This is a genomic window from Maribacter sp. R86514, assembly GCF_044597005.1.
Taxonomy (GTDB): Bacteria; Bacteroidota; Bacteroidia; order Flavobacteriales; family Flavobacteriaceae; genus Maribacter.
Map to the genome: position 1 here is coordinate 2,461,722 of NZ_CP138999.1, position 15,467 is coordinate 2,477,188.

The 15,467-nt window shown below is 36.5% G+C and carries 9 protein-coding genes; all 9 read right to left on the minus strand.

Annotation, left to right across the window (positions count from 1 at the left end; all coding sequences use genetic code 11):
- Nucleotides 1-2: 2 nt before the first annotated feature.
- Complete coding sequence (cyoE, locus tag SJY30_RS10860) at nucleotides 3-905, minus strand: heme o synthase (protein ID WP_396632212.1); 903 nt, start codon at nucleotides 903-905, stop codon at nucleotides 3-5.
- A 232-nt stretch (nucleotides 906-1,137) separates the two neighbouring features.
- The gene (locus SJY30_RS10865; RefSeq protein ID WP_396632213.1) at nucleotides 1,138-1,842 is read right to left on the minus strand and encodes an energy transducer TonB; all 705 of its coding nucleotides are present in this window, start codon (nucleotides 1,840-1,842) and stop codon (nucleotides 1,138-1,140) included.
- A gap of 62 nt (nucleotides 1,843-1,904) precedes the next feature.
- Nucleotides 1,905-2,255, minus strand: a complete 351-nt coding sequence (locus SJY30_RS10870; RefSeq protein WP_396635324.1) for a VanZ family protein — start codon at nucleotides 2,253-2,255, stop codon at nucleotides 1,905-1,907.
- Between the two features lie 34 nt (nucleotides 2,256-2,289).
- Entirely contained in the window at nucleotides 2,290-2,670 is a 381-nt protein-coding gene (gcvH, locus tag SJY30_RS10875; RefSeq protein ID WP_036151913.1) for a glycine cleavage system protein GcvH, read from the minus strand.
- A gap of 132 nt (nucleotides 2,671-2,802) precedes the next feature.
- A complete protein-coding gene (sprA, locus tag SJY30_RS10880; protein WP_396632214.1) occupies nucleotides 2,803-9,981 on the minus strand; it encodes a cell surface protein SprA in 7,179 nt (2,392 codons plus the stop codon).
- A gap of 5 nt (nucleotides 9,982-9,986) precedes the next feature.
- Nucleotides 9,987-10,568, minus strand: coding sequence for a Holliday junction branch migration protein RuvA (gene ruvA, locus SJY30_RS10885; protein WP_396632215.1), 582 nt, complete (start codon nucleotides 10,566-10,568; stop codon nucleotides 9,987-9,989).
- Nucleotides 10,569-10,642: 74 nt separating this feature from the next.
- On the minus strand, nucleotides 10,643-12,937 hold the full coding sequence (locus tag SJY30_RS10890) for an NADP-dependent malic enzyme (RefSeq protein ID WP_396632216.1): 2,295 nt from the start codon (nucleotides 12,935-12,937) through the stop codon (nucleotides 10,643-10,645).
- Between the two features lie 121 nt (nucleotides 12,938-13,058).
- Complete coding sequence (locus SJY30_RS10895; protein ID WP_396632217.1) at nucleotides 13,059-14,375, minus strand: MFS transporter; 1,317 nt, start codon at nucleotides 14,373-14,375, stop codon at nucleotides 13,059-13,061.
- 169 nt (nucleotides 14,376-14,544) lie between these two features.
- Nucleotides 14,545-15,465 carry a tRNA epoxyqueuosine(34) reductase QueG gene (gene queG, locus SJY30_RS10900; protein ID WP_396635325.1) on the minus strand — a complete coding sequence of 307 codons (921 nt, stop codon included), beginning with the start codon at nucleotides 15,463-15,465 and terminating at the stop codon, nucleotides 14,545-14,547.
- Between the last annotated feature and the right edge of the window lie 2 nt (nucleotides 15,466-15,467).

Genomic DNA, 15,467 nt, shown 5'->3' on the forward strand with positions numbered 1-15,467 from the left:
AATTAAGCTAAAAATTTATCTATTACGTAAACTATTTGCATCAGTGTTATGTAACTAACACTTGCTAACATCAATTTTCTTGCAGAAACATTATCTCTCTTTCTATATAACTGAAAAGCGAATGCTAACATTACCGCCCCCATTAAAAAGATAATTACGGCAGATACTACAGATAAATGTAATTTACCCGTAATGCCAAATACCGGAATTATGGAAACTGCCATCATCCAAATAGTATACATTATTATTTGCAATACTGTTGCCGCATCTTTCTTTCCTGTTGGTAGCATTTTAAATCCACCAGCCCTATAATCATCATCCAACATCCACCCTAATGCCCAAAAATGAGGAAATTGCCAAAAAAACTGAATCATAAACAAAGTACCAGGCTCTATTCCAAAATCATCTGTAGCGGCTACCCAACCCAGCATAAAGGGGATTGCCCCAGGTATTGCACCTACAAAAACAGCTAAAGGAGTAATTGTTTTCAAAGGAGTATACACACTAGTATATAGAAATATGGAAATTGCCCCAAACATTGCCGTTTTAGGGTTTAAAAGATATAATGATAATATACCCAGCAATGTTAAAACAATAGCAAGGCTCATAGCCGTATTCACCGTCATACGACCTGCAGGAATAGGTCTGTTCTTAGTACGTTTCATTAAAACGTCTAAATCTTTCTCAATAACTTGATTGTAAGCATTACTCGCCCCTACCATACAATACCCACCAAATGCCAACAACAACACTTGTACCCAAATTATTTCATTGGCACCAAGAAAATAACCTGCAATAGAAGAAAAGACGACACTAATAGCCAATCTAGCCTTTGTAATCTCCTTAAAATCGGCAAAAATCAATGCAGAAGCACTTTCATTTTCCGAATCAACAGCCATCTTCATATTTCTTTAAATAGGGGTGCAAAGATAACGCCCTAGTCATATTTCTGCAACCTAAAACCTTTATTTCTAGTATTATTGAAAGCCTACCACTATTGGCTATTGCATAAAGAAAAGAATGCAACCTTGTGATACATAATCTAAACGGCAATTAATTCTTTAAAAAGAAAGCAAAAAAAAATCCCGAGCAATTAGCTCAGGATTTTTTTTATATGATTAAAACAGTAAATAAATACTATTGTAATTTAAAATTAATTGGAATACTAAAAGGAACACGTACTGCTCTACCTCTTTGCTTACCAGGAGTCATTTTAGGTAATTTACCGATAATTCTCGCAGCTTCTTTCTCTAAGTTCTTATCTGGACCACGCATTCTAACGTTACCGATACTACCGTCTTTCTGAATTACGAACATTACACTAACTCTACCTTGAACACCCATTTCTTGAGCAATTTCTGGGTAACGGAAGTTTTTACCAATATGCTTTTGAATCATTTTGTTAAAACAAGCTCTTTTATCGCTTTCGTTTTCACAACCTGGAAAAACAGGTACATCTTCAATAACTGCGAAAGGTACATCAACGTCTTCTTCGATTTCGTCAACAACAACATCTTCAACCTCAACGATTTCTTCTTCTTGACTAGTTTCGGTAGACTCGATTACGGTTTCTTCAACCTCTTCTTCATCTTCTACAACCTCAATAATTTCAGGTGCAGCTGGTGGCGGTGGAGGTGGTGGAGTCTTGATCTGTTCTGTCATTGGAACTTCTTCATCTAAAAGATCATCCACATTCATAGAAATATCATAATCATTCACCTCATCATAGGTTTTCCATTCAAATGCTATAAAAGTAGATAGCATTACTACGAACAAACCGATAACGAAATAAAGACTGCTGTTCTTTGTTAAATCCGCTTTTGGATTCTTTTTAGGTTCCATATATTTTCAATTTAGTGATTGCTAATTTAACTAATTAATCCATAAATATGCAACTAAAATTTTCATTTTAACGAGGGCACTCGAAAAAACAGAAATCTAACGGCTAACAATCCTACAATAGCTCCAGTAGAATTTGCAAGTGCATCTAACGGATCTCCGTGTCTATCAGCCGTAGCTACATGCTGTATTACCTCAATAATTATGCCGTACAGCACAGCGAATAAAACAATGTACCACAATAACTTAGACTTGCCTACAACTTGTTCTTTACTTTTAGGTATTGCCAAATAACCCAACACCACCATAACGGAATAGAACGTAAAATGAACGACCTTATCCATATGCAGAATATTGAACCTTGAGTTACCGATTCCTGAAAAAGAAAATAAGCTGGAAAATGTTACAAACATCATCCAGCTTATGAAAAGTACTTTATAAATAGTGTTTTTAACCACCTATGATTTCTTTATATGCAGCATCGCTCAACAAATCTTCCAATTGGCTAGCATCGCTAAACTTAATTTTCACCATCCAACCATCACCGTAAGGATCAGAATTTACTTTTTCTGGCTCATCTTCTAGCGCTTCGTTGAATTCAACGATTTCACCAGATAAAGGAGAGAATAAGTCAGAAACAGTTTTTACAGCTTCAACCGTACCAAAAATCGCTTCGCGATCTAAAGTCTCATCAAGAGTGTCTACCTCTACATAAACAATATCACCTAATTCACCTTGAGCGAAATCTGTAATACCTACAATGGCAACATCACCTTCTATCTTTACCCACTCGTGATCTTTCGTATATTTTAATTCAGCTGGTATATTCATTATAATCGTTTATTATTTTTTACTTCGGCAAATGTAAAGTATTCAACTTAGGTTATCAAAATAATTACACATGTTATGATTTGATCAAAAGTGCAGCTCATTCTTAAGCTTAACCTTTATTAAATAGCCCTATTAATTACCAAAATTATAACGAATTGTAAATCCGGTGTTAATGGTTGTTTGCGGAAAAGCGGTCGAGACTGCAAATTGAGAGAACGAATGATCATAAAAGAACAATGCATTTAAGTTCTTACTTAAGGCATAATCTGCCGTAAACTTCAATGACATTAGATTTTGACCAGAGGTTATTTGATTATTATTGATATCTAAATTTCTAATAATAGTAATGTTATCACGTAAAGTTAAATCAGCTTTTAAGTTTAAATCGCCCTTCAACCTAGTCTTGTTCCCACCTATATTCGTTACAAATTTTACATCTTTAAAACGGTATCCTAAACCAACGGTATATTCCTTACCATTGATCTCGGTCATTAAATCATTATCAAAACTTAATGATAATGCCCTATCTGTTCTTACTTCTGCCAATACACTAACAGAATTTTTCATTTCAAAATCTACTCGAATTAACGGATTGAATTGATCTGTAAGCACCACATTATTTAAAATCAAATCAGGTAAAACGTCAAGATTCTCAGCATTAATAGCATCTTGACCATCTTTAATCAACTGTACTTTCTCAAGGTTTGTTTGGTAGGAGTTGATACTGTAAGATGCACGATACCCATGACTTAAAGAAAAACGCTTGAATTTCTTTTTAAACCACTTGCTCTTCATTAGCCCGGTATACTTAATACTCCAGTTAGGTATTGGAATATCTCTAAACGTATCTAAGTTTACACGTTCAGCATCTTGACCAGTATACGCTGAAAAGAAAGCTGGCAGCAAAACATTTTGCTGAGTTTTTCCATAGCCTTCAGGAAACTCACCATTTGGATCTACAGGGATACCTTTTTCGACTGCAATTCTATTCGCTATGGTAATTCTGTTATCCTTAAACTGCTGAAAAGTACTTGAATCAAATTCATCGCTCTTACCAAATGCAGTACCGATCATCATAGTAGAAATACTAAAACTACCATAGTTATTACCTAACTGACGGTTATACTCTTGGTCTACAACATTAAAATTCTCTTGATAACTATCTGAATATTGTCTGTCTGCCACCAAGTCTATCGTTATATCTCTTGTTGGTTGCGCCGTAGCTGTAATATTTAACTGCTTATTAGTTCTTTGGATAAATTGCTCGTTAAAATCTTCAAACCCTGTTAACCAACCATTTCTAGCCGCCTCAAAACGAACATCTGACTGACTACCGAATAAGAAACCAATAGTAGGTTTGGTAGTACCAACGAAACCAACAGATTGAGTATACCCAGGAAGCACCGTACCATTGTTTTCGCTATAGTTGAAATTCACTCGCTTTACCATGGTAACGATATCTACAACGGTATTGAACAAATCACTTGTCTTACCCTTAATCTTTTCTTGATCTTCGGATAATGCTCCAGATTTATCTCTTCGTATTGGCCCCGTAGTAGATGCCCTAGGAGCCTCACGCTTTTTGAGTCCGATTAAATCATAGAACTTCTGCATGGTCAAAGACGATGTCAATGTATGCGTATTTGCATTTTGCACCGTGTTAATATATTCACCTGCCACTTCAAAAAGTGCATCACCCCCTCTTTGCCAATCAAAATTACTGGTATATGAATACTGAGTACTTATAAAATCTAACGCAGGTATTTTAGAAAAAGGAACCTCATAATTCAGCTGCATTTGCTGAGAATGCCTGTTTGGTTCACCTACATCAAAAAAGCCGTCCCATAAACCTAATTCATTTCTAATTCTATCTATAGATTCTAAAGGCTCATCTTCATTTAGATAATTTCTAACAATATTATTATTCGAACCCGTTAAATTCAATCGTAACGACTTTGTCAAATTATAATTTACCGCATACTGCCAGTTAAACAAATAATTACGTTGCTGAAGTTCTGGCAATGAAATTCTATCCTCGCCATCGGTATACACGTCTCTAAAACGCTGTGCATTAAACTGCCTGTTAATATTAGAAGTTACGCCAATGTTCGACGGCAACAAATTCAGATTCAAATCTTTTAACCACTGCCAGTACTTACCATTAAATAGTGAATCCTTTTTAGCAAACGGAGCAACCTCTACCGGTTCAAAACTGTGATTATACACAAAACCTGTATTTACATTTTGTTCTTTTAATTCGGCAATTTCAAAATCTCTATGATCAGTTTCGTTGTAGCTATAGTTAAAGGTAAAGTTTTCGATATCGTAAAAATTGGCATCTGCTTCTTCTCCACGATCTTTACGAACACCAATTAAGTTAATGCTTGTACGCTTTGTATAATCTTCAGCTTGCTCCAATACCTCATCTTTGCCTTCTTGGGTATCTTCTGCCGCAATTCTATCCTCTAGTTTTAAATCGTCATACACAGGGTCAAACTCCGGAGTAATTAATTGCTCAGAAATTCCGTAATTAAACGGTAATTGAATTCCCCACTTCTTAGGAAGTAATTGCCCAACATTAACATTGGTAACGACATCATAAGAAACCGCATCTTCACGTGCACGTTCATTTGGCATTTGATCTATAGACCCAAAACCAGAAGTACTCTTACTACCCGTTGCACTAAAATTGGCAAAATCTGCAATATTACCATCTACAGCGGCAATTGCAGCCCAACCGCCATTATTATCCAATCCTGCAAGACGAAGCTCATTGAACCATACCTCACCTCTTGCAGGCAATATATCTTGGTTTTTAACACCCACCATCATGGTACGTATACTACCTAAAGATGGGTTACCTTTAATACCTATACGAACTCTACCCAGGGTACGAACATCAAACTCACCAACAGGGATCACTTCATCATTTTCAATTTCAAAGAAACGAACCTCACTTAATTCGCCATCTGCAATCCATTGCGATTTCACCTTCGCCAAATCACTAAGCAAAATATTCATCTCGTTATTTTCTGGCCATATTTCTTCATCTGACACAGCTGTAAAAGGCGTAAACTCTAACGGCAATTCTATTTGATAGTAATTTTGGGTGAAATCTGTACCCATACGCAAGAAACCAACTAAAGGCGTAGAGGTGTCAGCATAGTCACTATCTATAATTTTTTCGGCATGAATGAACATTTTCAACTTCTCATATTGACGAATATCAACATTCAAATTTTTAAACACTCCACGCGAATCTTCAGACTCTAAATTAGACACCGTTAAAGAAAGTGATTGCTCGTTCTGTCTAATAATGGTATTGTTATTATTTAACTGCTCTCTAACTACACCTGGTGGCAACACATATGGTATTGGTGTTCTACTGCTATTTTCTTCAATGTTTACGGTATTTACATCTAAGGTAGTACCATCATCAGAAGGATCACTATCGATATTTTTATCTTGTAAAGTATTCGTATAGGTTCGCCAATCTCCCCTTACCAAATCTAAAGTAGCAAAACGTAATATGGTAGGACTATTGAACCCTGTCATATACATACGCATAAAACTAATAGACCTAAAATCTGTAATGCCACCAACAGCATCTGTAAAGTCGCTCAATGGAATTTTATACTGGATCCAGCGGTAATTGACATCATCACCATTAGGTATTCTAACATCATCACTTGCCGTGCCTTCAATAATATCGGTCACATACTCATCATTAATAGTCGTATTCGGCTTTATAGCAATACGGTATTCATAATAGCTATTAACCGTATTCATCGTTAAATCTCTATCAACATCTTCCACATCAGGTAATGTTGTAGAACCTCTATCTGTATTGGTTACCGTTACAGGTGAATTGCCTTGTGGGTTATTGAAATCTAAATATCTATCTAAAATACTACCATCTCTATTTAAATAATATCCATAATTATCCAATGCAGGGTCATCACCGCCATTATTGGTATACACATTCGCTTCACGTACATCATCTAAACCGTCAAAGCCAATATCTTGTAAACCTCTGTTATTTTCATCGGCATCAAAAGCATAAACCAAAGATTGTGTTGCCGGCACCTCACCCCAAGAGGTAGGTGAAACAAAATCATTACTATCAACACCCGGCAATCCGTTTTCATATTGCTTTTTACCGTCGCGTAGAATATCTTCAGAAATATTACCTAGGTTGAGCACTAACTCACCCGGTCCATTTGCAATACCATCAACATAAGGATCCATTACCCAAAATTGAACGAATTCAACATTACTCTGTTCAAAATCCGTACTGCTCAAAGAGCGCATCATACCACCCCACTTTTCAGTTGGAGCTTCAGTATTAAAATCAGGATTATTATTATAGGGCCCCTTGGTATTCGGATAATACACCATATCTAAAGTAGACTGTACTCGGGTTTGACCTTGAGCAACATCTGTCTCAGGAAAAACTTCATCGATATACACCCTACGGGTAGCATTGGTAGAAATATCATCATCGCTAATTTCATCTGGTCGTTGCGTAGTAAAGAAAATTGGATCGATAGTATACCAAGATAACTTTGCCCTACCATAACCGTTCAACAGATTATTTGCATCTTCTGGAGAACTACCAAATGGTTGGTCATCATTACCAAATTCCAAAGGCATACTGGCAAGAGACCACCCAAGGGAAGCTCTAATATCTATTAATGCTTGCGCACCTTCAAAATCATCTAAATAAGTAGTAGTCTCCCCTTCAAAATCGGCATTTTTAGGTGAGCTAGGTATTAACGTAGCCATTTCTGCCCTTACCGAAATATTAGAAGGTACATCTGTATCAATATTCGGCAACTTATTTACCATACGGGTCAAGAAAGGCACCTCTGTAGAAAAATTAGTATTCAATCCAAAAATGGTATTGTTTACAGACTCTACACCGTATGTTGATTTTTGGGTCAACGGTCTTTCGTTCATATTTAACAGCGTACCGCCCAAAACAAATTTTTCATTGAATTGATGCTCTACATTCACCCCTGTAAACCGTCGTGTTTGCTGACCGAAAACCGCATTATTCTCTACCGATATATTAATAGGCACATTTGAAGCCTCTAAACTAGGATCTAAAATTTGTACCGTACCAGATTGATAATTTACCGTATAATCTATACCCTCTTGCAATGTTCTGCCATTCGCCGTAACCGTTACAGAACCTTGGGGCACATTAAATGCTCCGATAGAAATACCGTTACTACCCTCTGATTTGTACGAACCTTTTAATAAGAACTTATTTTTTTCTGGATCTTGTAGTGCCGCCGTTTTCGTTAAAGCATACATATCTCTAAATACATACTGCTCTTGGTTGGCATTATACCCAGAAGTAACATCGTATTGACCGCTGTTACCATTTTGTAGTTTCTCGTACAAAGACTCTCCAAAAGGTTCTACTGTGGTAAAGATGATACGACCATTCTGCACATCTATGGTTTGCCCACTAATGAAATCAAAGAAACCATCACCACCGGGTTGAATATCATTATACACATTTAACCTATCTAGATTAAAAACATTTAAAAGAATAGTCTCTTCTAATCCTTCTGGCCAACCAGAACCCGGACCCTCTTCTATTGGTGTAATATAATTTCTTGCCGTAGGATCAGAATATAGAATATTCATCTTAAAATCTTCTTGACTTAAACTATATGCACCAGTGGCGTAAATGTTCTTCATCATTAAATCCCAAATAGGATCAGTGATATTGGTAATATTACTTTTTAGAAGTTTTAGTATTAAGGTATTGTTCTCAATAACCGTATTTACATTTTGTGTTACCGTTGTAGCCTCTATACCACCATTTGCAAATTCACCAACCTGGTATACTTGACCTTGAAAAGTATATTGAAAGGCAACACCCAAAACCTCGTCATTGCTTAATCGCTGGTTTAAAGATATATACCCTAATTGTGTATTAAAATCGAAATCTCTACCCTGTTCCAATTTTCTAGCGTTTTCTAAATACGCATAATCAAAACCTTGGTTAGGAGAATATCCGCCAGCAAAACTACCTGCATTAAAACCACTTTCTACCGTTGCTATTTCTCTTATATTATCATTTAAAGCACCACCACCAGAAAGTATTAACGACGGGTCATAATCATTGGCATTGTTTCTAGGCCTAACATCGGCAGCACCGTTAAAGAAACCCGATGCATTACCATTATTCTGCCCTACCCTAGTTTTTGTAACATCTGGCTCACCTAAATCTTGAATGGCCACAACATTACGTACGTTTAACGTTTGTTGTGTTCTATTCGTAATCCAAACCTCTAAACGAGTAATCTGTACTTGACTTTGTATATATGGATAAGACGAAAGCGCTTCGTCATAATTATCCCTAAAATACTGCGCTAAGAAGAAGTGTCTATTTTCATCATAGTCCAATGCCGTTAAAGTGAAGTCATTCAATGTACCACCACCTTGCGCCACAACAGTATTATTTTGCGAACGTTGTTCAGAAAAAACCGCGGTTACAGAGGTTTTACCAAATTGCAGTTTCGTTTTTACACCAAATAAACTTTGTGCTCCTTGAATTAGGCTACTATTTAATGGCATATTTACATTACCGACCTCTATAGATTGAATAATATCATCTTCTGTAGGCGTATAATCCAATTTTACAATATTCTGAAAATCGAAAGTTGCTTCAGTATCGTAATTGGCATTTACTTGTAAACGCTCTCCAATTTGACCCAACATACTAAGACTAATACGCTGATCAAAATCAAAAGAAAGGTTTGTTCTATTTCTTGGTGATAAAGAAGGATTATCGTTTTTCTGCCAAATAACACCCAAATCCATCGCAACAGACCCTTGTGGAATTATCTCAATAGTATTACCGCCAAAAATGGTAGAAAAGAAATCATTATTTACATAGAAATTAGGAAGTAAGTTTTTTCGTGCCTCTTCACTACCTTCTTTTTTACCTGAATAAGCATCTGATTTCTCCTTGAAATAAGACTTTATACCTTCTTCCCTGATCAATTTAAAATATTGATCTGGTGTAAGAATTATAGGATAACCAATATTAAAATCGCCCACACTCTCATTATAGATATAACGATCAAGTTTAGGGTCATAAATATATTTTGACACGATACTTTCTGGATTCTCGATAAGAATTCTTCCCAGATCATACCCTGTCTTTACCGAATCAATTTCTTGTTCTTCTGTTTCTTGCGCCATAACAGTTGTTATAGATGCCACAAACACAAAGAATGCAAAGATGCCCTTAAAAGAAATTTTAAGAAATTTAGTTACCCCGTTTTTCAAACTTATTACAAATTTTTGAGCGCGAGTTTTATTATATCCTCGACACTTAGCGAAGCATCTTGACCAAGCACTTTATCGACAACCCTCTCTGATTGTTTACGTGCGAAGCCCAGAACTTCTAAAGCAGATAACGCTTCATCTTTATTTGTATTGTTTGTACTTAACGAAAGTTCGTCTATATCGTAAACTTTTAAGACCTTATCTCTAAGATCCAAAATTACGCGCTGTGCAGTTTTCGCCCCTATACCTTTAACAGCCTTTATTGATGCCACATCACCGTTAGCAATGGCATCTCTAACTTGAGACGGAGACATAGAAGAAAGCATGGTTCTTGCTATACTTGATCCTATGCCAGAAACGGACAATAACAAACGGAATATCTCACGCTCTGATTTTTCAACAAAACCGAACAGTGTGTGCGAATCTTCTTTCACTTGAAGGTGCGTAAAAACAGAGATGTTTTCTTGCTCTGGCAACTTAGAAAAAGTATTTAAAGAAATATTTACAAAATAGCCAACACCACCACATTCGATAATAACATGAGTTGGGTTTTTCTCTACTAGTTTTCCTCTTAAGTGATGTATCATGATTTTTCTAAAATTAAAAAGGGAAAGAAGTATGCCTACCAATTTCCCTATTTGAGTTATTCTTTAATTATAATTTATTTTGAACCTTTCGCTTTCTTGCGTTTTTCACGCTCTTGAGCATCGATTACAGCAACTGCAGCCATATTTACTATTTCATCAACACTAGCACCTAATTGCATAATGTGAACGGCTTTTCTTAAACCTACCATGATCGGACCGATAGAATCTGCACTATTCAATTCTTTCAACAACTTATAGGTAATGTTCGCAGATTCTAAATTAGGAAATATTAAGGTGTTCACCTTTCTACCAGCTAATTTGGAAAATGGAAACTTACTCTCGTGAAGCTCTCTGTTCAAAGCAAAATCTGTCTGTATTTCACCATCAACCACCAAATCTGGCTTTGTTTCATGAAGAATTTGAACTGCCTCTCTAACCTTTTTCGCGTTAGGATGCGTAGATGAGCCAAAGTTTGCATAACTCAACATGGCCAACACGGGATCAAATCCAAAATTTGAAGCAACATTTGCGGTCATTTGTGCTATATCTGCCAGTTCTTCGGCATTTGGCTCTATATTGATTGAAGTATCGGCCAAAAACAACGGACCTCTATCGGTAATCATAATGTTCACCGTGGCTACTTTTTTCACCTGACTTGCTCTACCAACAACTTCTAAAATTGGTTTTACCACCGTAGGATATGCTCTTGAGTAACCAGAAATCATTCCATCAGCATCTCCTTCCATCACCATCATAGAACCGAAATAATTACGCTCGCGCATTTTTATTTTCGCGCTGTAAAAAGTAACCCCGCTTCTTTTACGGCTTTCCCAGTATTTAGTAGCATAACGAATATGGCGTTCGTCAAACTCCTCTGACATAGGATCTATAATAGCAAGATCAGCATCGAACTCCAACTCTTTTTTTAATTCAAGAATGATATCTTTTCTACCTAAAAGAATAGGAATTGCAATACCCTCTTCATGCACGATCTGCGCTGCTTTTAAAACATCTAAATGATCAGCTTCAGCAAATACGATTTTCTTGGAATTGCTACGAGCCCTACCATAAAGTTGACGAACAACCTTATTATCGTTACCTGAACGAAGCATTAACTCTTCCCTATATTTATCCCAATCTTCTATTGGTGCTTTTGCAACCCCACTCTCCATCGCGGCCTTAGCTACGGCAGGTGGTATTTCATATATTAATCGTTGATCAAAAGGTTTTGGAATAATATACTCCTTACCAAATGTTAATCTAGTTTCACCATAGGCAATGTTCACTTGCTCAGGTACGGGCTGTCTGGTTAGGTCTGCCAAAGCTTTTACGGCTGCCATTTTCATAGCTTCATTAATGGCCGTAGACCTAACATCTAATGCACCTCTAAATATAAATGGAAAACCTAGTACGTTATTCACTTGGTTAGGGTGATCTGATCTTCCTGTTGCCATTATAATATCCTTACGTGTAGCAATCGCCAAATCGTAAGCAATCTCAGGATCAGGATTTGCCATTGCGAACACAATAGGATTCTCTGCCATAGATTCCAACATTGCCGGAGTAACAATATTGGCAATAGAAAGACCCACGAATACATCGGCATCTACCATGGCTTCATCTAGGGTATCTATTTTTCTATCGGTTGCAAATTCTTTCTTTGCAGGAGATAAATTATCGGCATCTTTTCTAATAACACCTTTACTATCAAGCATTACTATATTTTCCGCTTTGGCACCAAACGCCTTATACAATTTAGTACACGAAACAGCGGCAGCACCCGCACCACTAATAACAATGCGTACGTCTTCCATTTTCTTTTCAGAAAGCTCTAAGGCATTCAACAATGCAGCTGCAGAAATTATCGCAGTCCCATGTTGGTCATCGTGCATTACCGGAATATCCAATTCCTCTTTTAATCTGCGTTCAATCTCAAAAGCTTCAGGAGCTTTAATATCCTCAAGATTAATTCCGCCAAAAGTAGGGGCGATCATTTTTACGGTCTCTATAAACTTATCTACATCTTCAGTATCTACTTCAATATCGATACCATCGATATCGGCAAAAATCTTAAACAGAAGACCTTTACCTTCCATTACCGGTTTTGAAGCCTCAGGACCTATATTTCCTAAACCTAAAACAGCGGTACCGTTAGATATAATGGCTACTAAATTACCTTTAGAAGTATATTTATAGGCGTTGTCCTTATCCTTTGCTATTTCTAAACATGGTTCTGCAACCCCGGGCGAGTATGCCAGTGCAAGATCGCGTTGTGTACTATATGGTTTAGTAGGCACTATTTTTATCTTACCAGGCTGTGGCTTAGCATGATAAATAAGTGCTTCTCTTCTTAGCTTTTCATTGCTCATACGCTTCTATTTAAAAAAACAAATTTAAAGGTATTCTGTAAGAAAGCGTTAAGAGGATACATATTTATACAAACAAAATAAATAGCATTGACCAAAAAGCTTTTAAGTAAATATGATATTACTAGTCGGCCACCCTTTCTGTACTTGAAACATTAAGTCGTAACGCCAGAAAACCAGAAATCATAAAAAATGCTCCTGCGAAAAGCATTGCATTAATTGCATTATTACCTAATAAGAATTTATAAATTGGTCCGAAGGTAAGGGTCTCTATTCCCATAGGAATTACAATCATCATATTTAAAATACCCATATAAACACCACGTCTTTCTTGCGGAACCACTTTTGACACCATGGTATAAGGAATACCCATCATTGCCGCCCAACCAATACCGAACAGCACCATTGGCGCTAATACCATAATAGGATCTGTGATATACGGAATCGCAAATAAAGAAATAGCAGTACCGAACAAGCTTAATGCATATATTTTTTTACCACCATATTTTAATGTAAGCGGCACCAAAGCCAAAGCAACGACCATGGTTACTATATTATAGGTCAAACTCATTTGTGCAGATTGTGAAGCTGCTTCTCCTGTAGTGTAACCCATTGTCAATTTAAATAACGGCGTAGTATACTGCCAGTAAATAAATAAAGCATACCATTGAAATAAATAAACTGCACCAACTCTCCACATAAATTTGGGCATTTTCTTTATAGACTCGCCAATTTCTCTAAAAGGCAAAGCAATACGCTCGGTTAATGGTTTAGTTTTTGCATGATTAATTGCGGTCAACTCTTCTGGTGACGGCGGAATTTCGGGAGTTTTTAAAACTGAATAAAGGATAGTGGTAACAGAAAGAATTGCACCAATATAAAAGGAGTAGTACAACCAAGTAGGTATCGTACCCGCAACTTCTACAGATTCACCTCCAAATAAATATTGGAATAGTACAATAGATCCATTAGCCAATAGAATACCTGCACCTACAAATAAACTTTGCATTTGATACCCCAAACTCAATTGTTTCTCAGGGAGTTTATCCCCAACAAATGCTCTGTAAGGCTCCATTGCCATATTGTTACCGACATCTAAAATCCAAAGTAAACCAACCGCAAACCATAAAACAGGACTCGTTGGAAAAGCGAATAAACATAAACTACCCAAAATTGCCCCAATCAAAAAATAAGGCTTTCTTCTACCCCAACGTTCAGACCAAGTTTTATCTGACATTGCACCAATAATAGGTTGTACAATTAAACCGGTGATAGGACCCGCAATATTTAAAATAGGAAGCATATCTTCTGGAGCGCCTAAGTATAAAAAAATAGGATTAATAGCCGTTTGCTGCAACCCAAAACTATATTGGATACCTAAAAACCCAACGTTCATATTAAATATCTGCCAAAAACTAAGACTCGGTTTTTTGATTTTCATCTAAGAAAAGTGTTATTGATTCGGTGGAAAACTTTATTACATTCTTACAAAAATCATGTGTTTTATTAGAAAACCATAATTTTACATGACTAGCAATATAATATAATTAAGTCTGCTCTAAGTCATCAGTAAAGAAAAAAAGCTAACGAAAACGATTGAAAATAAAATATTATTTCAGAAAATCGATGTTTCTGGTGAGTCCAACATACTTTGTTCGCTTCACTGCAGATTTTTGAAACACCTTTCTGAACACATCTTCGGTAATTTCTTCCCAATCTTTTTTGGTCATATTCAACAATTCTGGATGAGGATTGAACAAAGGTTCATTATGAGGTTTAGAAAATCGGTTCCAGGGGCAAACATCTTGACAAACATCGCAGCCGAACATCCAATCATCAAAAGACCCTTTCATTTCATTGGGCAATTCATTCTTCAATTCAATCGTAAAATAAGAAATACATTTACTACCATCAACTACATAAGGATCTACAATAGCTTGTGTTGGGCAGGCATCTATACAAGCCGTACAGGTACCGCAATGATCTGTAACCGCATGATCGTATTCCAATTCGATATCTACAATTAGCTCTGCTATGAAGTAAAAAGACCCTACTTGTTGCGTAAGTAGGTTGCTATGCTTACCGATCCAACCTAAACCACTTTTTGCTGCCCAAGCTTTATCCAATACCGGAGCAGAATCTACAAAGGCTCGCCCATTGACTTCACCTATTTCTTCAGACATAAATTCCTGTAGCTGCCTAAGTTTCGTTTTTATCACATGATGGTAATCGTGGCCATATGCGTATTTAGAAATCTTATAAGCATCTTCTCGTTGGGTTTCTTCCGGATAGTAATTTAAAAGAAGGGAAATAACAGATTTTGAACCTTCAACCAATTTTCTTGGATCTAATCTTTTATCGAAATGATTCGCCATATAGCTCATTTCGCCGTTCATATTATTATTGAGCCACTGCTCTAATCTAGGAGCTTCCTCTTCTAGAAAATCAGCTTTCGATACACCGCATGATAAAAAACCGAGGCGTTTGGCTTCGGTTTTAATACTATTTGTCCATTTATGTTTTATATCGATAC

Bases quoted from the DNA above. Each gene is read 5' to 3' on its own strand.
- cyoE (WP_396632212.1), bottom strand. From the start codon at position 905: ATGAAGATGGCTGTTGATTCGGAAAATGAAAGTGCTTCTGCATTGATT.
- SJY30_RS10865 (WP_396632213.1), bottom strand. From the start codon at position 1,842: ATGGAACCTAAAAAGAATCCAAAAGCGGATTTAACAAAGAACAGCAGT.
- SJY30_RS10870 (WP_396635324.1), bottom strand. From the start codon at position 2,255: ATGATGTTTGTAACATTTTCCAGCTTATTTTCTTTTTCAGGAATCGGT.
- gcvH (WP_036151913.1), bottom strand. From the start codon at position 2,670: ATGAATATACCAGCTGAATTAAAATATACGAAAGATCACGAGTGGGTA.
- ruvA (WP_396632215.1), bottom strand. From the start codon at position 10,568: ATGATACATCACTTAAGAGGAAAACTAGTAGAGAAAAACCCAACTCAT.
- SJY30_RS10890 (WP_396632216.1), bottom strand. From the start codon at position 12,937: ATGAGCAATGAAAAGCTAAGAAGAGAAGCACTTATTTATCATGCTAAG.
- SJY30_RS10895 (WP_396632217.1), bottom strand. From the start codon at position 14,375: ATGAAAATCAAAAAACCGAGTCTTAGTTTTTGGCAGATATTTAATATG.